Source organism: Streptomyces sp. NPDC006385, assembly GCF_040612485.1.
In the GTDB taxonomy this organism is placed as follows: domain Bacteria; phylum Actinomycetota; class Actinomycetes; order Streptomycetales; family Streptomycetaceae; genus Streptomyces.
In genome coordinates this window covers 14,086-35,026 of record NZ_JBEXQG010000081.1, presented here as the reverse complement: position 1 = coordinate 35,026, position 20,941 = coordinate 14,086, and the positions used below count along the sequence as shown (strand labels likewise).

Sequence of the window (20,941 nt, the reverse complement as noted above, 5' to 3'; positions counted from 1 at the left end):
TCCTTGACCTCGTCCCACAGCGCGGCGTGGGTGAGGGTCTCCTCGACCAGGTCGTCGAGGTTGCCCTTGAAGCCGCCCACCCGGGGGCCGTAGGCGATGTTGTCGTAGATCGACTTGGGGAAGGGGTTGGGCTTCTGGAAGACCATCCCGATGCGGCGGCGCACCTCGATGGGGTCGACGTCCTTCCCGTACAGGTCCTCGTCGTGGTAGCGGATTTTACCCGCCACACGCGCGGTCGGCACGAGGTCGTTCATCCGGTTGAAGCAGCGCAGCACCGTGGACTTGCCGCAGCCGGACGGGCCGATCATCGCGGTGATCTGCTGGTGTCCGATGGTCATGTTGACGTCGCGGACGGCCTCGTGGTCGCCGTAGAAGACGGACAGGCCGCCGACCTCGAAGACCGGGCTCGTCAGCGGAGGGGCGTCCCGGAAGGTGACCTGCGGGGTCTTCGTGCCGCCGCTGGGGGCGTCGGAGGAGGTGGTCATGGCGGTCTCCTGCGGAGAGGTGGCGGTGGTGACGAGGCTGTTGGTTGTCTGCGGCATTCGGGTCACCACCGGCGGGAGTAGCGGTTGCGGAGCCAGATCGCGGCGGCGTTCATCAGCAGCAGGAGCCCAAGGAGCAGGATGATGGCCGCGGCGGCCAGGTGGTGGAACTCTGTGCGGGACTGGCTGATCCAGTTGTAGATCTGCACCGGGAGCACGGTGTACTCGCTCTGCAGCCCTTCGGGGTTGAACATGACGAACGTGACGGCACCCAGCATGATCACGGGGGCTGCCTCGCCGATCGCCCGGGACAGGGCGAGGATCGCGCCGGTGGCCATGCCCGGCACGGCGGCGGGCAGCACCTGGCGCCAGATGGTCTGCCACTGGGTGGCCCCGAGCGCGAGGGACGCGTGCCGGATGGACTGCGGCACGGCCCTGATGGCCTCCCGCGAGGAGATGATCACCACGGGCAGCACCAGCAGGGACAGCGTCAGCGCGGCGGTCAGCACCGTGGTGCCGAGCCCAAACTGCCGGGCCAGCAGGCCCAGTCCGAGGATGCCGTAGATGATCGACGGAACGGCGGCCAGGTTCTGGATGTTGAGCTCGATCAGCCGGTTGTACCAGCGGTTCGAGTCGGCGTACTCCTCCAGGTAGATCGCCGCCATGATGCCGGTCGGCAGGCAGAACAGTGCGGTGAAGGAGATGACCCAGATCGTGCCGAAGATCGCGGACTGGGCGCCGGCGTTCTCCGGCCGGCGGATGGAGGGGAAGTTCTCCCACAGCCGCGAGTCCAGCCGCGGCCACGCCTCGACCAGGATGTACGACATCAGCGAGACGAGGAAGACGATACCGAGGGCCAGGCAGGCCAGGAGCACCCAGCGGAACAGGCTCTCGCCCGGGCGCCACCGGGGGCCGGCCAGCGGACTGCGGCCGGAAGCCGGCGCCGGCTTCTGCAATACGGGGGCGGTCATTCGTACACCTCCCGGTACTTGCGCACCAGACGAATGCTGATCATGTTCATCAGGAATGTGGCCAGGAAGAGCAGGGCGCCCACCGCGAAGATGGTGTTGTAGGCGATCGAGCCGACCGGCACGTCGCCGGAGGCGGCACGTGCGATGAAGGCGGTCATCGTCTCCATCTCGACCAGCGGGTTCACGGTGAACTCCGGTGTCGAACCCGCCGCGATGAGAACGATCATGGTCTCGCCGACGGCCCGGGAGATGCCCAGGACGCAGGCGGCGACGATGCCGGACAGGGCCGCGGGAACGACGACACGGACCGAGACCGTGCGTTTGCCCGAGCCCAGCGCGAACGCTCCGTCGCGCAGCGCGTGGGGCACCGCGGACAGCGCGTCCTCGGTGAGCGAGGCGATGGTCGGCACGATCATGACGCCCATGACCAGACCGGCCGCGAGACCGTTGCGCACCGAAACCGACCAGTCGCTGGGCAGGACGTCCTGCAGCAGGGGCGTGATGAACGCCAGCGCGAAGAAGCCGTAGACCACGGTGGGAATGCCGGCCAGGATCTCCAGGCTGGGCTTGAGGACCTTGCGGAGGCCGGGCTTGGCGTACTCACTGAGGTAGATCGCCGCGCCGAGACCGACCGGGATCGCGACCAGCAGCGCGATGCCTGTGATCACGAGCGTGGCGGCCACCAGGGGCAGCACACCGAAGTGCTTGTCGGCGAACAGCGGGGTCCACTTGGTGCCGGTGAAGAACTCGCCCAGGTCGACGTTGTCGAAGAACTCAACGGCCGGGGGGATCAGTGAGACGACGATGCCCACCGTGGTGGCGACCGAGACCAGGGCCGCGGTCAGCAGCACGCCCTTGATCGCGGCTTCACCGTAGCGCGGGCGTGTCCGCCGCAGGGACTGATGCCCAGTCCCTGCGGCGGACTGAGTGGTGGAGCCGGTCACTTGGCGGCTTCCTTCAGCTTCGCCAGGTTCGCCTCGAGCTCCTTCTCCTGCTCGGCGTTGAGCGGGATGAACTGGGCGTCTTCAGCGATCTTCTTGTTGTTCTCGACGTAGTACTCGACGAAGTCGAGCACCTGCTTCTTCTTCAGACCCGCGTCCGAGGGGTAGATGTAGAGCTGCCGGCCGAGCGGCTTGTACGAGCCGTCCTGCACGCTCTCGACGCTGGGCGTGACACAGCCGTCACCGCCGTCGATGTCGAGGACCTTCACCTTGTCCTTGTTCTCCTCGTAGTAGGAGTAGCCGAAGTAGCCCATGCCGCCCTTGGTCCCGGACACGCCCGTCACGGTGACGTTGTCGTCCTCGGTACCGCTGTAGTCGGTGCGGGAGGCGCCCTCCTCACCGTTGATGGCCTCGGTGAAGTAGTCGAAGGTGCCGGAGTCGGTGCCCGCGCCGAAGAGCTTCAGCGGCTCATTCGGGAACTTGGGGTCGACCTGATTCCAGTTGTTGACCTTGGAGCCGGGCTCCCAGATCTTCTTCAGCTGCTCGACGGTGAGGCACTTGGCCCAGGTGTTGTCCTTGCTGACCACGACGGAGAGTCCGTCGTTGGCGACCGCGAACTGCTCGTACTTGACGTTGTTCTCTTCGCAGGTCTTGACCTCCTCGTCCTTGATCGGACGCGAGGCGTTGGAGATGTCGGACTCACCGACGCAGAACTTCTTGAAACCGCCGCCGGTGCCGGACGTGGCCACCGTAACCCGGACCTCGTTCTTGCCCGGCTCCTCGGCATAGAACTCAGCCGCCGCACTCGTCAGCGGAGCGACCGTGCTGGACCCGTCGATCAGCACCTTGCCCGACAGCCCATCACCGGAGCCGCCGGCGTCACCGCCGCCACACGCACTCGCGGCCAGCATCACAGCAGCCGTCAGGGCCAGTGGAGCCTTGGCCCGGCGCAACGAAGTGGGAATGTTCACGTGACTCTCAATCCTCGTGTCTGCCGGAGCTTTCCGGCCGTCTGGATGAGTGCGCGGTGCGCGCCGCTCGGACACTTGGATCGAAGCCAGTCTATGTGAACAGAAGGTGTACGAGACCCTTCCCTCGCATGAATCATAGCGGTTTATCTATATAGAAGGATCTTGTTATGGAGATTCGGGAGATGACTACAAGCCCCTGACCTGGCCTTTTATGGGGGCACGGGCGGCCCGGACCAGTAAGGCGCAGGTAAGTGAAAGCTAGCCTCACGGGTCGACGCGCACGCTTCGGGCAGGCAGTGTTCGGCCGGGGTTCACCTTACGGACGCCCCCGGATGGAGGACAGCCCTCTAGCGTCACGCATCGATCGCCGCCTATGTTCAGGCGGCTGGGAACCCCTACTTCGATCGCGTGGAGGCAACCGTGCTTGACCAGTCCGGCGACCGCACCGGGAGCGGCATCGAGCTGCCCGTGCTCCCCAGCCACAACACCGCTCGCTCTGCGCTGACCTGCCGCTACCGCTGTGGCGACGCGTGCGCGCACGACGCACCCAACCGTTCGCTGAATCCGTACTTCGGCGATGTCGTGAAACGGGCGCTGTCACGCAGAGGAGTCCTCAAGGGGGCCGCGGTGATCGCTCTCGCGAGCGGTGCCGCTGGTGCGGCGACGGCACCTGCGGCTGCCGGCCAGGGACGGCCGTCCGGCTGGCGCTCCCCGCGTGGCCTGGACTTCGCCCCGGTTGCCCCGAACACCGCCGACGCCGTCGTCGTTCCCGAGGGATACGGCCAGCAGGTCGTGATCCGCTGGGGCGACCCGGTCCTCACCGCAGCTCCCCGCTTCGACGCCCGTAAGCAGAGCGCACGGGCGCAGGCACGGCAGTTCGGATACAACGCCGACTACATGGCCCTGCTGGACGTCCCTCACCGGCGTGACCAGCAACTGCTCGTGGTCAACCACGAGTACACCAACGAAGAGATCATGTTCTACGGCTACGACCCGGCCGCCCCCACCCGCGAACAGGTCGAGACCGCCTGGGCTGCCCACGGCCTGACCGTCCTCGTCGTACGCGAGGACGGCCGCTCGGGCCGGCTGTGGCCGGTCGTGGGTGACGTCCTCAACCGCCGCATCACCGCAACCACCCCCTTCGCCCTCACCGGCCCGGCGGCCGGCAGCGCCTTGTTGCAGACCAACGCCGACCCCACGGGACGCATGGTGCTCGGCACCCTCAACAACTGCGGCGGCGGCATCACGCCCTGGGGCACCGTGCTGTCCGGCGAGGAGAACTTCAACCAGTACTTCGCCAACGCCGCCGCGGTCACGGACCCCGTGGCCAAGGCCCGCCTGGCCCGCTACGGCCTGCCCACCGGGGCGAGCGGACGCAAGTGGGAACGCTTCGACGACCGCTTCGACATCGCCAAGGAACCCAACGAGCCCAACCGGCACGGTTGGATCGTCGAGATCGACCCCTACGACCCGCACTCCACGCCGCGCAAACGCACCGCGCTGGGCCGCTTCAAGCACGAGGCAGCCGAGCCCCGCCTGACCCGCGACGGCCGGGTCGCCCTCTACATGGGCGACGACGAACGCTTCGACTACCTCTACAAGTACGTCTCCAAGCACGCGTACAAGAAGGGCCACAGCCGGGCCGCACGCGAGCACAACCTGCGTTTGCTCGACGAAGGCACCCTGTACGTCGCGAAGTTCACCGGGGACAGCCCGTCCACCGAGATCGACGGCACCGGAAACATCCCGTCCGACGGAGAGTTCGACGGTTCCGGCGAGTGGATCCCGCTCGCGACCGGCAACGTCTCCCACGTGCCGGGGATGAGCGCGGAAGAGGTGTACATCTTCACGCGCCTGGCGGCCGACAAGGCGGGCGCCACCAAGATGGACCGCCCCGAGGACGTGGAGCCACACCCGTACACCGGCCGGGTCTACGTCACCCTGACCAACAACAAAGACCGAGGCGCCACCGGCAAGGCGGGCCCGGACGAGGCCAACCCCCGCACCGGCAACAAGCACGGCCACGTCCTCGAACTCGAAGAACGACACCGGAACGCGGCGGCGGAGAGCTTCCGCTGGCGTCTGATGCTGGTCTGCGGCGATCCCGAGGACCCCTCGACGTACTTCGCCGGCTTCGACAAGAGCCAGGTCAGCCCGATCTCCTGCCCCGACAACGTGGCCTTCGACGAGTACGGCAACCTGTGGATCGCCACCGACGGCGCAGCCCTCGGCTTCAACGACGGCCTCTTCGCCGTACCCGTCAAGGGTTCCCAGCGCGGGCACGTCAAGCAGTTCCTTACTGTCCCCACGGGCGCCGAGTGCTGCGGCCCCATCATCACCAGGGACCGCGTACTCGTCGCACCCCAGCACCCGGGCGAGACCGACGGCTCCACCGCCGAGAACCCCGGCTCCCTCTGGCCCGACGGACCCGGCAGCATCCCTCGGCCGTCCGTCGTGACGGTCTGGAAGGAAAAGCGCCGGTAGCCACGGCTTCACATCCCTGCCGGCCTGGCAGCCGTCGTCGGCCAGGCCGACAGGGGCGCGCCGGTTAGTGTCTACCCCAGAGGCAGAACCTGGTCCTGCTGCCCTAGATGTACTGCCCAGGCAGGTTGGTCGAGTTTGTGTGACGACACGGTCTCAATCTGGCCGATGACGAAGGCCTCCGGTTGTGGAGTGGAGCTGTCGAGGAACCGCTCCGCCAACCAGGAGGCCTTCGTGTCTCACGCTAACGCCGCTCTGACGCCCCGTGCACGTCTTCGCCTGGCGCGTCTCATTGTCGATGAGGGATGGCCAGTGGCCCGTGCGGCCGAGCGCTACGACGTCTCCTGGCCCACCGCCAAGCGGTGGGCCGACCGTTACGCCGAGGCTGGCCCGGCGGCCATGCACGACCGGTCATCACGGCCGCATCGCAGCCCGGCCCGCACATCCCGACCAACGGTCCGCAAGATCGTTCACCTGCGGTGGAAGCAGCGACTGGGACCGGTGCAGATCGCCGGACGGCTGGGCATGCCGGCTTCCACCGTGCACGCGGTGCTGACCCGGTGCCGGATCAACCGGCTGTCCCACATCGACCGCGCCACCGGCGAGCCGGTCCGCCGCTACGAACACCCCCACCCGGGCGCGATGCTCCACATCGACGTCAAGAAGCTCGGTAACGTGCCCGACGGCGGCGGCTGGCGTTACGTCGGCCGCACCCAGGGCCGCAAGAACCGTGCCGCGACCCCCGGCAAACCCCGCAACAAATACCGCGGACCACTGCTGGGAACCGCATTCGTCCACACCGTCGTCGACGACCACTCCCGTGTCGCCTACGCCGAGATCTGCGACGACGAGACAGCCGTCACCGCGGTCGGTGTCCTTGGCCACGCGGTCGACTGGTTCGCCGCCCGCCAAGTGAGCATCGAACGGGTCCTGACCGACAACGGCTCGGCCTACCGCTCCCGGCACTGGGCACAAGCCTGCGCCGAGCTGGGCATCACACCGAAGAAGACCCGCCCCTACCGGCCCCAGACGAACGGCAAGGTCGAACGCTTCCACCGCACCCTCGCCGACGGCTGGGCACTGGGCCGCTTCTACTCCAGCGAATCAGCCCGCCGCAAAGCACTACCGGCCTGGCTCCATCACTACAATCACCACCGCCCCCACACCGCAACCGGCGGCAAACCACCCATCACCAGGTTGACCAACGTCCCTGGGCAGTACACCTAGAGCGTTGAGAGCGCCTAGGCAGAGCACAGGCGAAGCAGCCTTGGAAGACCCACCCGGCATGGTCACGGAGCCGCCCGGGCCCATCCGCCCAGCACCCCGTAGCCTTCACGCCAACCGCCGTCCCTGGCAGCGGAGGGCAGCACTGTCGGCGATGCCAGGTGCCTGCCATGGCAGGGTTGGACGACGACCGCTTGCGATGACTCGAAGAGTCAACGAGGGTGGCTGCTGCAAGCGCCAGGACGATCCCAGCCATGTCCAGGGCGTTGTGGAAGATCCGCGGACTCGTGAGCGTCATGGACGACCGCCACCCACACCAGCAAAGAACTCGGTTCCACCACCTACCGTCCAGAGCTCTCAGTCGCGGAACGGGCGCAGAAAAATGACGTTCTCCGGGACGGTTTGGTCTTGGTCAGTGGACTTCCTGAGGATGAGGACGGCGGCTGCGAGGACTACCTGCTCCGCTCGGCGCCGGGATTCGGCCTCGGCAGCCCGGGACTCCCCGAGGGCTTCCTTTAGGCGGACCACTTCTTTACGGAGTCGCCTTTCAACTTCCGGCGTTTGGTGCGTCTCTGCGCGCACTCGCGCGTAGAACGCTTCCTTGAGGTCGGCGTGGCGCTTTTGCAGAGCCATGCGGTGAACACCGGCTTCTGCGGCGAGCGCGACCGCCGTGAGGCTGCCGTTGGAGCTGGTGGGCTGGCCGGCCAGGAGACGGTCCATGGCCGCGCGGATGCGCGAGCGTTCGTCCCCGTGCTGCTGGTTCATGCGATGGCCTCCTCGGCGGACTGTGCGGTGGCGTCGTGGGCGTCGGCGAGTGCACGGAAGCGGCCGGCTGTTCGGCGAAACCGGTCGCCCAGGGGCTGGGGCACGAGGGCTGCCTTCGCATCGAGCCGATCAGCGTGCTCCCGTGCTGCCCGCGCGTGGCTGTCAGTGCGGATCGCGTTGCCGCAGCCGAGCTGGCAGGCGAACTGGTTGGGTGCCGTCGCTCCGGGATCCGGATCGCACAGGGCCGTGTCCCGCTTGAAGGCGCAGATGAGGAACGAGTCCGGGTTGTCGAAGAGGACGAGGCCATCACGCGCGAGGAACTTAGCGGCGGCCTTCGGGGTGGTCAGGGCACCTTCGAAGCTGGGGATCGAGGCCGCTCCGACGATTGCCCGCCGCGCTGCCGGGCCGGAGATCTTCTCGCCGGCCGCCGTGGCGTCGCGCAGACGTGCAGCGGTGGTCGCTGCGGCGAGGGCGGTCTCGACGTCGAGTTCTCCGTGGAAGCCTCTGCGCTCGCGGCTGCCGTAGCCGCTGGAGGTGCGGGCATCCAGGGCGGTGCGCATGTGTCCGTACTGGATGGCGAGGGCGACCAGGCCACCGGGCCGGCGGGCGATGTGCCAGGCCAGGGTTCTGCGCAGACGGCTCAGTCCAAGGTTGCCGTGCGGGTCATCCGGTACCCGTTGAGCCGGCAGGCCCTGAGCAGTGGCCTCCTGGTTGATCCACGACACGAGGTTCTCGACGCGGCGATCCAGCGTGGCCCGCTTCAGCGCACCGTGGTGCCTTCGCTGGGAGACGATGTCGTGGTGGGTGGAGCTGAACAAGAGCTCGTCCTTGGGGACGATGCGTTCCAGGACGCGGATGGCGTTGACGACCGGAGTGATCGCGACCCATGGGACTGCCCGCTCCTCGCCGGCGGAGACATGGTGCCCGTCAGAGTCGCGGACGTTCTTGTAGTGGTGGGAGCGGATCAGATGCCGCGGCGTGGAGCCGTCGGGATTCGGTTGCGGGTCGGGGCAGCACCCGGATCGCAGCGACCGTGCCTCCTGGGAGCGCATCCCAGTCAAGTACAAGATCACGATTGCGGCTGCCGTAGCCAGGTGTCGCACCAGGATCGGCGTCTCCTCGTAGTCCATGAACTCGCGCCATGGCCGTCCCTCGATCCGGCCCGTAACCGGCACCTGCATCGGGCTGGGGCCAGGCCGCTGAGCCGCGAGTCGGTAGAGTCCGCGCCGGGCGACGATAGTCTGGACTTGGGTGCGGCTGCACCCGGTGACCGCGGCGACGTAGTGGTGGGACAGTGTGACGCCGTGCAGTCGGCTCACGGTGGCGGGCAGCGGTGCACCGGAGTTGATCAGAGGCAGCAGATAGCTCTTGAGAGCTGCCAGGCCCTCGCGGGTGGTCTTGGCGGCTGTCACCTGTGCGTGCATGCGGCGGCGTTCGTCCCAGGCGGCCAGGATGTCGCCGGAGAAGTCCTCGACCAGACGGATGGACCAGGTGAGCAGAGGGCCGATCACGGTCGGATCCAGCGGCTCGGTCTTGTTCTCCCCGCCTGCCTCTCCCGTCTCGGCGGGTAGATAGTCGTCGATGCCCTCGTCCTCCCAGGGAGGACGCGTAATGCCGCAGGGGCTGGCTGAGAGCTGGTCGAAGGCCCACAGGTCCGAGAGCCAGCGCAGAATCGTCAGGGCATGACCGCGCGTACAGCCGCTGGCGTACTTGGCGGCGTACGCCTTCCAGTGCTCCGTGGTGCAGTCGCTGAGCTGGGACACGCCTTGTCGGTCGAGCCAGCGTACGAACTTCATCCACTGGATGATGTTGTCGCGCATGCTGGTCACGCCGTCGCGTGTCCGGTTCTGAAAGCCGCGTTCCCGTATGTAGGTGGGGCGCAGCTCGCCGTTGATCAGGACCCAGAGGACACGACGGACCTCGCTCCGCAAGGTGGCCGGGCACTTCCTCAGATTGATCTTGTGGATGCTGTCCCCGGGGTTGTCGGTCAGCGGGCCAAGCGACCAGATGTCGTCGCTGTAGACGGAGTTGGCGTGGGTGTTGCCAGCGCTGATCCACCGTTCCATGACGACCGGGCTGTCTGGCTCCGGCAGCGGCAGGATGTAAGGATCGGCCTCGACGGACAGTGCGGTCGTCACGGGGCCAGGTCTCCCTCAAGCAGGTGGTCGATGATCACGCGGTCGCGGTCGGTTACCCGGCCCAGTGCCGCATCCCAGGTGCTCTCGTTGACCTTTGACCGCAGGTCATCGAGTCGCTGGAGATGCTCGTCCCAGCGCTCGCGCCAGAGTTTCTCGGGCCAGGCGGAGCGAAGCGAGATCAGCTGTCGGCGAAGAAGCGCGAGGCGCGGGTGGTGGCCGGTGTGAACCCGGGAGTTCTCGCAGGACAGGCAGAGCAGGAAGTCGGCGCCGCAGCCCCCGTTCGGGTCCGGCCAGGGGCTGTTGTCCTCATCCGCGCAGTCCGCCGTCGCGGTCTCCTGGTGGGCCTCGTTGGCCGCGTCCGTCAGACGCCCGTGGAAGGTGTAGTCGCGGGCCTGTTCGAGCGCCTCCTCGGCGCCGGCCGCGATGACGTCCACGGCGGCTTCCTGGACGTTCTCGTCGGGCAGGACGTAGATACTCTCGTGGGTGCCAGGCTTGTGCTGCAGCGGCTTTCCCGTCGTGGTGACGGTCGTCCGGCGGGCACGTTGGAAGGGCGAGCCGATGTTGTGGGATCTCGCCCATACTCGCGCGTCGGCCTTGGACACCCCGAAGCACAACGGGCCGACGTTCCGGGGCCTGTCCAGATTGGAGTCCACGTCCGTCCGGCGCCGGTTGCGGGCGACCATCAGCAGGTCGTGGCCCGGTGACAGGGCGGCGGCCAGGGTCCGCCCGTGCTTCGTGGCTTCCAGGGCCTGGGTGATGAGCCGGCCTGGCGAGTCCGCGCCGGAGTCGGTGTAGTTCTCCGTGGCGAACCACCTGCCCTCGCCGGAGCGGCGCTTCTCCACCAGGACCTCGTAGGTGACCGTGGTCTTCTCTCCTGCGGATGGGGTGATCACGGGCACGTGCAGACGGTCGTAGACCGACAGGTTCCAGCCGTAGCGGTCGGTCATCATCACAGCCAGCGCCGTCAGCTCCGCCCGGCTGAGGAACAGCCGGCCGGTCGTCTTCCCGCGGTTCTTTCCGCGCAGCAGATGCTCGGCCCGGGTGTAGACCGTCCCTTCCTTGTCCGGGTACCCGGGCAGTTCGCCCGTGGAGGCCAAGTACTCGAGGGCGGACGCGACTCTCCACTCACGGCTGGTCGGGTCCAGCGAGCCCGCCCGGTAGCGGTTCAGCAGCGTGGTGTTCTCCCGGATCCGCAGCAGCGCGGCCCGGAACTGCCGTTCGGCGGTCTGCAGCACCTGGTCGCGTTCCGACGGCCGGTAGGACTGCTTGGACGGCTTGCCCTTCTTCGGAACAGGGCGGGCCAGTTCCTCGGCGGCCAGGCCCTCGGACAGCCGAGGCTCCCGCTTGAGCAGCGTGCGGACCTTCGCGAGGGCCTCACGCCCGCCGGGGGTGTCCTTGTGATTGTTGCGCCAGAGCCGGAGCGTGGCCGAGGTGAGGTTGCCGAGATCCTCGGCCGGGTGCTCTTGATCCTTGAGGAACCGGGCGAAGACCTCCACGGACCGCCAATACGATTCGCCGCTGGAGTGGCTGTTCCATCGCATGGACTGCGCGGCGAACGCTCGTGCGAGTGAACCGCGCATCGGCTGCGGTACGGAGATCTCGGCGAAGTCGAAGGCCCGCTTGTAGCCCTCCTTGTTGACCACGGTGACCTGCAGTCCGTCGGCGGCTATTCGCTGGGTTGCCTGGAAGTCCGGCGGCGGCAGGACGGCCTTGCGTCCCCGCCCGCTCACGATGCTGCCGCGACGGGCCGGGCCTCGACCAGCACCTCGATGTCCTGGATCCCGGAGGTCTCCCGGGCCAGCCGGGCGAACAGACCGTTCAGATCCTTCGTCTCGTCCGTCTCGTCATGCTCGCCCTCGGTGTCGAAGGCGAGGATCGACTCCAGCTGCAGGTGCATGACCGGGCGGAGGTAGTGCTCCTTCGTCGTCTCAACGTCCTTGTGCCCCAGCAGGGTCTTCACCAGCCACCACGGGTCGCCGTAGAGCTGGGCGAAGTCGCGCCGGTCCGCTGCGGTCAGCCCGTACTTCTTGTCCATCAACTCGTTGAGCAGGATCAACATGTAGAGCGCCATCGAGTGCCGCATGGAGTGGGGCGTCGCGTACGGGACCTTCCCGCGGCTCTCCGCGACCCGGAGCAGCCGGGGCGCCTCGCGTTCTTCCGGGGTGAGCAGAGCCTGTTCGCATCGTTGGTTGGCCTGCCGGAACACGGTGTTCCATCGGTCCGGCAGCATGGGCAGCCCTTGCTCGGTCAGCCACAGCCACGCCGGCTCCGGGCCCCGGGGTCCCTCGACGAACAGCCACTGCCGCTCGCGCCAGTCGAGCAGGCTCAGGTCATGTCGCCCTGGGATGCCGTCGCGGTCGACCCAGTGGACCGTCGGGGTACGGCCCGTCGTGACCTTCGTGATCAGCCGCATCAGCGGCAACTTCTCGTAGCGTCCCTGGGCCTGGGCCCGATCGACTGCCCAGGCCCGCTCCGACTCCGCGTAGGCGCCGACCTGGCGCGATGAGTCGACCGACGCGTAGAACGTCCGGTCTCGCTTCGAGCGGGACAGCGCTCGGGCCATTTGCCCATGGCAGTAGCGGCCCGAGCGCAGCGGTCGGGACGGCACTTCGAACGTCAAGATGGCGCCGGATTCCTGCCGCCGCAGTCCCGAGCTGAGGGTGAACCCGACGAACGAGGTGTTCCGAAGCTCGGTCCGCGCGTCCCAGCCCGGCACCGGTGTTCCGTCCGGACCGAGGCCGCGAAGGCCCACGTCCTGCCAAAGCCCCCAGGTTCGCGGTGTCAGCCACGACACCCGCGAGCTGCGGGCGTCCGCGGCGCGGTCCGTCCGTCGCTGGCTGTCCACCGGCAGCGGGCTGACCTTCGCCCACCGGTAGAGCCGTGTGAAAGCCGACGCTTCCCGATCCCACTTCGTCCCGCTGATTCGGCTTGGGTTGAGTGGCGAGTCGCACCGAAATTCCCTGTACGCGCGTAAGTCCCTCTCCGTCGCCTGCCGCCACGGGATCCCGCGTCGCCACAACCAAGTCAGCAACAGCCGGATATCCAACGCGTAATTCCGCCGAGTTTCCCGCTCCAGAGGATGGAATTCCGAGGAGAGTACGAATTCCAGCAGCTCGGGATCGACCGCGAAATCAGGCCGTACAAAAACCGGATCGCCCGGCTGCAGCCCCACCGCGGCCACCGCTGCCGGCAAGTCACGGACCCCCAGCACCCCCTCCTCCGGCAGCGGCTCCCACCGCTCCGGATCCGGCACGAACACCAGCCACCACTCGTCCATATGCCACCCCTGTGAGTCCCTTGAACTCACTCAATCATCAGGGAAACAGGTGTGCGGGAAGACTGCTGGACCTCGGGTGGTGAAGCGGATGCGGCCGCACAGGCAGCCGCCGGTACGTTCCCCGGCAGTTTCGGCTCGCTGGGCCTCGGCGGCGGGGGTGGCGTTCAGCAGCTGATCTCCCGTGCACAATGGGCAAGTTGGGCCCATCAGTGTGCCATCGCTTCCATGATCGCCAGAGCGCTGTTGGCGGCTCTGGCGTGGCCCCGGCCGCGTGCGCCGATTGCGGAGGCGTAATGGGCCGGGCGACGAAACTGCGGCTCAGGGGCGGCCCAGGGCGCGAACGGTCCAGCCGGCGTCGCGCCAGGTGTCGGCATTGAGGGTGCCGCGGCCGTCGATGACGCGCGGGGTGGCGGTGCGGGCGGCGAGGCGGTGCGGGTCGATGTGGGAGAACTGCGGCCACTCGGTGAGGTGCAGCAGCAGGTCGGTGTCCTGGACGGCGGCGATGGGGTCGTCGACGTAGTCGAGTTCGGGGTGTGCCTTGCGGGCGTTGTCCAGGGCCTGGGGATCGGTGACGGTTACCTTGGCGCCGAGGTGGTGGAGCTTCTGCGCAACGGCGAGGGCGGGTGAGTCGCGGATGTCGTCGGTGTTGGGCTTGAAAGCGGCACCCCAGACGGTGATCTGCTTGCCCATGAGGTTGCCGTCGAGCTGTTCGCGGGCGAGGTCGACCATGCGCTCGCGGCGCCGGTTGTTGATCGCGTCGACCTCGCGAAGGATCGTCAGGGCCTGGTCGACGCCGAGCTCGCCGGCGCGGGCCATGAAGCCGCGGATGTCCTTAGGCAGGCAGCCGCCGCCGAAGCCGAGGCCGGGTCGCATGCCGCGGCGGCCGATGCGTGCGTCGTGGCCGAGGATTTCGGCGAGCTGGCCGACGTCGGCGCCGGAGGCTTCGCAGACCTCGGCGACCGCGTTGATGAAGGAGATCTTCGTGGCGAGGAAGGCGTTCGCGGACGCCTTGGCGAGCTCGGCGGTGGCCCAGTCGGTGACGATCGTCGGCGTCCCCGATTCGATGATCTTGCCGAAGCACTGCCGCAGGACGGCTTCTGCCCAGGAGTCCTCGGTCTCGAAGCCGAGGACGAGCCGGTCGGGGCGGAGAGTGTCCTCGATGGCGAACGACTCGCGTAGGAACTCCGGGTTCCAGGCGACCTCGACGCGGTCGCCAGCCGGTGCGAACTCGTGGAGGAGGTCGCGGACGCGGGGTGCAGTGCCGACCGGAACGGTCGACTTCACCGCGACGACGGCCGGTCCCTTGATGCGGGGTGCGAGCTGACGGACCGCCGAGAACAGGTGGGTCAGGTCGTAGGCGTTCTCGCCGGGCTGTTGGGGGGTGCCGACCCCGACGAAGTGCAGGTCGGCGAAGGCCGCAGCCTCCGCGTAGGAGGCGGTGAACTTCAAGCGTCCCGAGGCGGTGTGGCGGGCGAGCATGTCGTCGAGGTCGCGTTCGTGGAACGGGGCCTTGCCGGAGTTGAGGACGTGGACCTTGTCCATGTCGGAGTCCATGCCGAGTACCTGGTGGCCGAGTTCGGCCATGCAGGCCGCGTGGGTGGCGCCGAGGTAGCCGCAGCCGATCACGGTGAGCTTCATGAGGGCGGGGGTTCCTTCCGAGGTGGGGCCGCCAGGGGCGGCCCCACCTCTTCCCCGTCCGGAAGGGCGGGGTGGTCAGGCGGGCCGGGCGGCCAGATAGCGGTTGATCCCGTCCCGGATGAATGGCGGGATCGTGAGGATGCCGAGGTGTTCGGGGGCGAAGAACTGGAGCTTGACGCCCTCGGCGAGCGGGAGTTGGGTCTCATCGCCATCCCAGGAGGCGGCGAAGAAGGTGATCAGCTGGCCGGAGCCGTGCTCGTCGCGGATCTCGAACAGCTCGGTGAGATCTGCGACGACGAGGCCGGCTTCTTCGCCGAGCTCTCGGACGATCGCGTCGCGGGGCTCTTCTTCGGGGTCGCAGCCGCCGCCCAGGACACTCCAGTGGTCCGGCCAGGCGATGCCGGGCAGATCATCACGGAGGTGGAGGAGGAGTTCGCCGCGGCGGTTGGCGATGATCGCGACCGCTCCGCGGGCGGTGGCCGGGCTGTCGGCAGTGGTGTCCTGGTGCATCCGGACACCGTAGTGAGGTGAGGGATCATCATGCGGCAGCGCTCACCGTCTGGTCGCAAAACCAGGCGGCCGCCATGAGGGCCTGCATCCGGGTGCGGTCGAACCGTCCGCCCGGCTTGAGCCCGCCCTCCAGCAGCGGACGCATCGCCGGCGGCGCCTCCGCGAGGGCCGTGTGGATCTGGGCGTCCGCCCAGGCTGCGAGCTGGCCGTTCAGCCAGGCGGGGACCGGCGAGGCGAAGCCGAGCTTGTCCCGGCTGCCCCAGACCTCCCGGGGCAGTCCGAGGGCCTTCGCGGAGTCCCGCAGGATTCGCTTGCCCTCGGCGGGGTGGGCGATCTTGTGGTCGGCGGGCAGTCGGTAGGAGAGCTCGACCAGGTCGCGGGCCAGGTAGGGGGACCGGCGTTCGAGAGCGTAGGCGGAGGCGAGCTTGTCGCTGGTCATCACCAGCGGCCGCCAGGCCGTCGCCAGGTCCGCGAGGGTGAGACCGCGGGCCAGATCCCCGCCGGCCTTGTCCATCGCGGTGGCGATCAGGTCCCGGATGCGGCCGTCGGGGTCGGGGCCGCGCAGGACGAGACGAGTCACCGCCTCGGCAGGGTCGAGGTCCTCGCCGGCGGCGTGCATGAGCTTGGCGGCCAGCGGCCGGTAGGCGTCCATCCCGGCGTCCAGCACGGCATCCGGTCCGAACAGGACCAAGGAGTGACGGACATAGCCCATCAGGAACTCGTCCGGGCCGAGCCCGCCGACCGCGACCTTGAGCCCGAGGTCAGCGATCCTCCGGTAGGCCATGTACTCGGAGAACGTGGACGCGTTGCCCATCGGGTAGTCCAGCGCGGACATCATGTGCGGCAGCACCTTGGTGAAGTCGATGGGGTCCGGCTCGACCACCACCAGCTCGGCGCCGATGTCCGACGCGATCCTCGTGGCGATCACGGACTCGTCGAGCCGGTCCTGGCCGGGGTAGCGGACGGTGACGCAGACCGGTGGCCGCAGCAGGTAGGCCAGCACCGACGAGTCGAGCCCGCCGGAGAGTAAGAGGGCAAAGTCGCAGGCCGGGGCCCGCAGCGGGACCTGCTCTGCCAGGACCACTGAGAACTTCGCCAGGGCCTCGGCGTAGGCGCCCTCGAAGGGCTGCCGGTCGGCCAGGGTCCAGTAGGTGTGCTGGTCGAGCGAGCCACTCGCGATGTCGAAGGTCAGCAAGGTGGCGGGGGCCAGCAGCTGGATGCCCTGGAACGGGGTGTCGACGCCGGCCGGTGTCTCGATCGCGAGGACCTCGGGCCGCAGCACCAAGGGGGCGGGGCCGTAGCCGGTCAGGGTGGTGACCTCGGAGGCGAACGCGAGCCGGCCGCCGTCCAGGCGCCAGTAGAGCGGCTTCTCACCGAGCCGGTCGCGGGCCAGGAACAGCTTCCCGGCCCGCGGGTCATAGACCGCCAGGGCGAACATGCCGTCCAGCCCGTCCAGGCACGACGGGCCGATCCTGGCCCAGGCCCGCAGCACGAAGTGCGCGTCCGTGTCCCGAGGACCGAGCGGGACGCCCCAAGCCTGGGCCTGCTGGCGGTAGTTGTAGATCTCGCCGTTGAACGCCAGGAGGACGCCGGTCTCGCGCTCCAGGTAGGGGCCGGGCATCGCCTGCGGGTCGACGATCAGCAGCGTGTTCATGCCCAGCACCGCCCGCCCGTCCGAGCTGGCGGCGTGCACGGTGCCGTCCGGGCCGCGGTGGGCCTGCGAGGCGCCCATGGCGCCGACCGTGTGCTCGTGCCAGGCGGCGTCGGCTCCGGCCAGTCCTGCGATTCCGCACATATCTGGTTCACCCCCGAGTGTGGTGGTGCCTTGGCGGCGGCCGCCACCGGAAGGAGATCCATTCCGGTCCCGGCGGCGGCCTGGGCTCTCATCACAGCCGCGCGCGCGGGTCGGGGGGAGGGCTCGCAAGGGGGCTCACAACTCGCAAACGCGGTTCACGGCCCGCCGAGGAGGAATATCGTCAGAGACCCAACACGCGGAACATGTACGGCTCTTCGTCCCCAGTCGAGTACGGACCTCGTGCTCCACCAAGTACAGACATACGTACTCAACTACTTGTTCGAGTCGCGCATGCTCCCGCCCGCCGGCCAAGGGAGAGTCGTGGCATCGACCACCCGCCGGACCCGTCCGCCCAACGCGGACCTGGCCCGGCTCATCGAAGCCAGCGGCGCGAGCCATAAGTCTCTGGCTCTGCGCGTCAACCAGCTCGCCCATGCCGCCGGGATAGAGACCGACTATTCACACACGTCCGTGGCGAACTGGTGCAGACGGGGGATGACGCCGAAATGGCCGGTCCCGAAACTGTTGGCGCAGGCCATCGGCGAGAGGCTCGGCCGGGCCGTCAACCTCAGTGAGATGGGGATGGGCGAGGCGGAGACAATCGACGCCTCGGTGGGGTTGGATTTCCCGCGAGACCCCGCCGACGCCGTCCGCGTCGCCACCACGTTCTGGAGCTCCGTGAACCGCCGCGACTTTCTGGCCGGATCCGGCTTCGCCGCCTCCGCCTTCACCACCCCCGTCACCCGATGGCTCGTCACCCCCGCCGACGAGACCGCCGACCACAAGGGCGGCAAACAGGTCGGCCGGGCCGACCTCGAAGAACTGCGTGAGGCCGCCGACGACGCCCGCCGCTGGGACTCCAAATACGGCGGCGGGAACTGGAAGGCTAACTCCGTCACCGACTGCCTCGACCACCGGGCCGGCCCGCTGCTGCAGGGCTCCTTCTCGGACGAGATCGGCCGTGAACTGTTCTCTGTCACCGCCGAGTTGTCCAGGCTCGCGGGCTGGACGGCCTTCGATGTCGGCCAGCACGATGCCGCCCAGCGGCACTTCATCCAGGCTCTCCGCCTCGCCCGCGCCGGCGGGGACGTGCAGCTCGGCTGCTATGTCCTGACCACGATGGCCATGCAGAGCCTCATGCGCGGGTTCGCGTCCGAGGCCGTGGACATGGCTCAGGGCGCCTTCGAGCGGGCCAAGGGCCAGGCCGTGCCCCGTGTGCTGGCCTTCACCAAGCTCATCGAGGCCCGAGCCCATGCCCGCGAGAACGACGCCAAGGCCGCCTCGAAGGCCCTGAAGACCTCCGAGGACATGCTGGACCAGGCCAAGGACGACAGCGGCGACGAGCCCGCCTGGATCGACTTCTATCACCACGCCCGCCTCTCCGCGGACGCCGCCGAGATCTTCCGCGACCTGAAGAACCCGAAGATGGCCTTGGCCTGGAACCAGCAGGCCGCCGCCATGCCGACCGGGGTGTTCACCCGCTCCGTCGGCATGCGGCTCGCCATCGTCGGAACCGCCCACCTCCAGGCCCGCGACCTCGACCACGGCCTCGAGCTCGGCAACCGGTCCGTCGACATCCTTGCCCGCGTCCAGTCGAGCCGGGCCAAGGACTACGTCCGCGAGTTCAATGCAGCCCTCGCCCCCTGGCGGCGCGAGCCAGCCGTCCGCGAGTTCATCCACCGGACCCGCAAGGAGCTCGGCGTTGCCGCGTGACGGCCTGCCGGTTGCTGTCTTGCGAGCCGGTTCACCAGGACGTGTGTCTTCGGCTGAAATCCGCTACGGGAACAGGGTGTTGCAAGCTGAGTCAGTCCTCGGGGAGCGGCTCGTCGTACCACTCGTCGGTGCCGGCCGCCGGCCGGCACCGCACGGCGAGGGGACAGGGGGCTACGCGGTGCTGCCGGTGGGGGCTGGCCCGGAGACGTGCCAGTCCCACAGCTGGCGGGCGCTGTCCAGGCTGGGGCACCAGGTGACCTTGCGGCCGTCGCGGCAGATCTCGCCGGCACCCGGCGCGCACCGGCACACCACCCGGAACTGCCCGGCGCGGGCGGACACGACCGCCTGCACGATCCGGCCCACGTGCGTGCCGTGGACGACATCCAGGCGGATGGCCGCGGCGAGTTGTTCCTCCGTGACTACCTCCAGCCGGTCGACCGAGTCCAACGCGCGGCCGACACCGCCGTCAGGCAGCGTGTACGACTTCTCTGCCACCCACTGCCCGAGCCGGACGACGGCGCCGACCACTGCGGCCTGCTCCTGCTCGGGGAAGCGCTGCATCACCAGGTCGCCCCGCCGGACGTGAGGGGCATCCGCAAGACGCCGGAGCGCGCTCACCGTGACCTGCGCGCTCGCGCGGTCCTCGAGCCGCGCGGGCTCTATGGTCCAGACACCCGGACCCGGTCCGGGCTTCATCAGCTCCCACTCGCCCGGCCGGCCCTCCAGCCCCACGATCTCACCGGCCCTGAACACCTCGTCGCCGGATGGGGATTCGGGGGCCCAGAGCGCGGACTGAGTAGACGTCACCATTTCTTTCCAGCTTCCTTCCAGCAGTACTCAGACGAGCGGTCGCCCGAAGTCGCGAACCGGCGGACCGGCCGCCTTCTGGGAGGAGGCCGGGCCGTAGCGGCGAGGGGCTTCGCGGGGCTGGTCAGTTCTGGGCCTTCGCTGCCTCGGCCGTGAGCTCGTGGTGCACGCGCAGTGCCGCGGTCGCGTACTCCACGGGCGACGGGTTGGCACCCTGCATGCCCGTCATCGCCGCCAGGAAGCGTGCGTAGAGGGCCTGGTCGGCGTCGTCGACGACGTCCTCGATCAGCTTGAACGCGCTCGTCGCGAAGCGCCGGAGGGCCAGCGGCCGTGCCTTGCGGCCGGCCGTGCCCTGCTTGTCGCGCTCGACCACGCATTCGGCGTGGGTGTCCGTCAGGGCGACCACGCGCAGCATCCGCTCGCGGTCGACCATGTCGGGGGCCATGTCCTGCCACAGCTGCCCGACCCGGACGGGGCCGAGGGCGGAAGAGACGGGGGAGGGGCTGGTGCTCATGGGGAACTCCTCAACGGGGGCGAAGGGCTGGTGCCGGGCGGCGGGCGCGCCCGGGGGCGAGCGTAGGAACGGGGCCTCAGTCAGGCCGTGGCCCCGGGGGCGGGGGCCTTGAGGATGCGGAGGTTCTCCGCCTGGATCTCGGCGCAGAACCGGCCGATGAGCACCCACAGCGGCATGGACAGCCCGTCGAGCTGGTCATGGAGCAGCCGGGCGGCTTCGTGCATTCCGTGCTGGGCGCGGACCACGGCCATCGAGTCCAGGCCGCGCGCCGACCGCTCAAGGGACCGGCCGGCGCCGAGCAGCAGGTCGTGGGCCTCGCGGCTGATCGTCTCCAGCCGCAGCGGATGCGCCGGGGTGAGCCGGGACGGCGGCGGCGGGGCCGGATCGAACGCGGCCGGGCGGGCCCCGCTGTAACGCGTGGCCCACAGCTCGACCATGTAGACCGCAGCGGCCTGCCAGGCCGCTTCGTCGTGCTCGCCCGTGCGCTCCTGGAACGTCGCGATCGCCCGGTCGAGGAGGACCTCGGCGCGCTCCAGCGCAGCGCCGTGGCCGAGGCGGAAGTCCTCCAGGGCCTTGGCGGCCTCGATCACGTGCACCTGGGCCGCGGGGGCGTGATCGGTGAGACCGCGGCGCAACAGGATGTCGCCGGCCTCCAGGACGATCCGCGACCCCGGCGCGGCGGGCTCCCCTGGTTCGGGGGACAGATGGGGCATG

At 68.8% G+C, this 20,941-nt stretch carries 17 protein-coding genes; 3 read left to right on the top strand and 14 right to left on the bottom strand.

The window, feature by feature from the left end:
* The 4 genes from ABZ078_RS37930 to ABZ078_RS37915 form a co-directional block, all read right to left on the bottom strand.
* Window positions 1-485, bottom strand: a 485-nt coding sequence (locus ABZ078_RS37930) for an ATP-binding cassette domain-containing protein (protein WP_356583087.1), incomplete at its 3' end; no start/stop codon positions are given.
* 62 nt (window positions 486-547) lie between these two features.
* Window positions 548-1,453 (bottom strand): phosphate ABC transporter permease PstA, encoded by a 906-nt coding sequence (pstA, locus tag ABZ078_RS37925; protein ID WP_356583086.1) that lies wholly within the window; start codon window positions 1,451-1,453, stop codon window positions 548-550.
* Window positions 1,450-2,397 (bottom strand): phosphate ABC transporter permease subunit PstC, encoded by a 948-nt coding sequence (gene pstC / locus ABZ078_RS37920; protein WP_356583085.1) that lies wholly within the window; start codon window positions 2,395-2,397, stop codon window positions 1,450-1,452. Before pstC ends, pstA begins: the two co-directional genes overlap by 4 nt.
* A complete protein-coding gene (locus ABZ078_RS37915; protein WP_356583084.1) occupies window positions 2,394-3,365 on the bottom strand; it encodes a PstS family phosphate ABC transporter substrate-binding protein in 972 nt (323 codons plus the stop codon). The genes pstC and ABZ078_RS37915 overlap by 4 nt, the downstream gene beginning before the upstream one ends.
* A 420-nt stretch (window positions 3,366-3,785) precedes the next feature.
* Between ABZ078_RS37915 and ABZ078_RS37910 the strand changes: the two genes are divergently transcribed.
* Window positions 3,786-5,849, top strand: a complete 2,064-nt coding sequence (locus ABZ078_RS37910; RefSeq protein WP_356583083.1) for a PhoX family phosphatase — start codon at window positions 3,786-3,788, stop codon at window positions 5,847-5,849.
* A 231-nt stretch (window positions 5,850-6,080) separates the two neighbouring features.
* Window positions 6,081-7,073: an IS481 family transposase gene (locus ABZ078_RS37905; protein ID WP_356583082.1), complete on the top strand. Its 993-nt coding sequence runs from the start codon at window positions 6,081-6,083 to the stop codon at window positions 7,071-7,073.
* Window positions 7,074-7,427: 354 nt separating this feature from the next.
* Here the strand turns inward: ABZ078_RS37905 and ABZ078_RS37900 are convergent, their stop codons facing one another.
* From ABZ078_RS37900 to ABZ078_RS37870, 7 genes are all read right to left on the bottom strand, one after another.
* Window positions 7,428-7,835: a hypothetical protein gene (locus ABZ078_RS37900; protein ID WP_356583081.1), complete on the bottom strand. Its 408-nt coding sequence runs from the start codon at window positions 7,833-7,835 to the stop codon at window positions 7,428-7,430.
* A complete protein-coding gene (locus tag ABZ078_RS37895; RefSeq protein WP_356583080.1) occupies window positions 7,832-9,973 on the bottom strand; it encodes an integrase in 2,142 nt (713 codons plus the stop codon). The genes ABZ078_RS37900 and ABZ078_RS37895 overlap by 4 nt, the downstream gene beginning before the upstream one ends.
* The gene (locus ABZ078_RS37890) at window positions 9,970-11,703 is read right to left on the bottom strand and encodes a hypothetical protein (RefSeq protein WP_356583079.1); all 1,734 of its coding nucleotides are present in this window, start codon (window positions 11,701-11,703) and stop codon (window positions 9,970-9,972) included. Before ABZ078_RS37890 ends, ABZ078_RS37895 begins: the two co-directional genes overlap by 4 nt.
* Window positions 11,700-13,250, bottom strand: a complete 1,551-nt coding sequence (locus tag ABZ078_RS37885; RefSeq protein ID WP_356583078.1) for an integrase — start codon at window positions 13,248-13,250, stop codon at window positions 11,700-11,702. Before ABZ078_RS37885 ends, ABZ078_RS37890 begins: the two co-directional genes overlap by 4 nt.
* A 318-nt stretch (window positions 13,251-13,568) precedes the next feature.
* Window positions 13,569-14,888 (bottom strand): UDP-glucose/GDP-mannose dehydrogenase family protein, encoded by a 1,320-nt coding sequence (locus ABZ078_RS37880; RefSeq protein WP_356583077.1) that lies wholly within the window; start codon window positions 14,886-14,888, stop codon window positions 13,569-13,571.
* Between the two features lie 75 nt (window positions 14,889-14,963).
* Window positions 14,964-15,398: an NUDIX domain-containing protein gene (locus tag ABZ078_RS37875; RefSeq protein WP_356583076.1), complete on the bottom strand. Its 435-nt coding sequence runs from the start codon at window positions 15,396-15,398 to the stop codon at window positions 14,964-14,966.
* A 28-nt stretch (window positions 15,399-15,426) separates the two neighbouring features.
* Window positions 15,427-17,193: an asparagine synthetase B gene (locus ABZ078_RS37870; RefSeq protein ID WP_356583075.1), complete on the bottom strand. Its 1,767-nt coding sequence runs from the start codon at window positions 17,191-17,193 to the stop codon at window positions 15,427-15,429.
* A gap of 321 nt (window positions 17,194-17,514) precedes the next feature.
* On the opposite strand from ABZ078_RS37870, the gene ABZ078_RS37865 reads away from it, so the two are divergent.
* Entirely contained in the window at window positions 17,515-18,906 is a 1,392-nt protein-coding gene (locus ABZ078_RS37865) for a sporulation protein (protein ID WP_356583074.1), read from the top strand.
* Window positions 18,907-19,077: 171 nt separating this feature from the next.
* Here ABZ078_RS37865 and ABZ078_RS37860 read toward each other — a convergent pair whose 3' ends face one another.
* From ABZ078_RS37860 to ABZ078_RS37850, 3 genes are all read right to left on the bottom strand, one after another.
* Window positions 19,078-19,716 (bottom strand): hypothetical protein, encoded by a 639-nt coding sequence (locus ABZ078_RS37860; RefSeq protein ID WP_356583073.1) that lies wholly within the window; start codon window positions 19,714-19,716, stop codon window positions 19,078-19,080.
* A gap of 121 nt (window positions 19,717-19,837) precedes the next feature.
* The gene (locus ABZ078_RS37855) at window positions 19,838-20,227 is read right to left on the bottom strand and encodes a DUF6354 family protein (RefSeq protein WP_356583071.1); all 390 of its coding nucleotides are present in this window, start codon (window positions 20,225-20,227) and stop codon (window positions 19,838-19,840) included.
* Between the two features lie 80 nt (window positions 20,228-20,307).
* Complete coding sequence (locus ABZ078_RS37850) at window positions 20,308-20,940, bottom strand: hypothetical protein (protein WP_356583069.1); 633 nt, start codon at window positions 20,938-20,940, stop codon at window positions 20,308-20,310.
* Window position 20,941 lies beyond the last annotated feature (1 nt).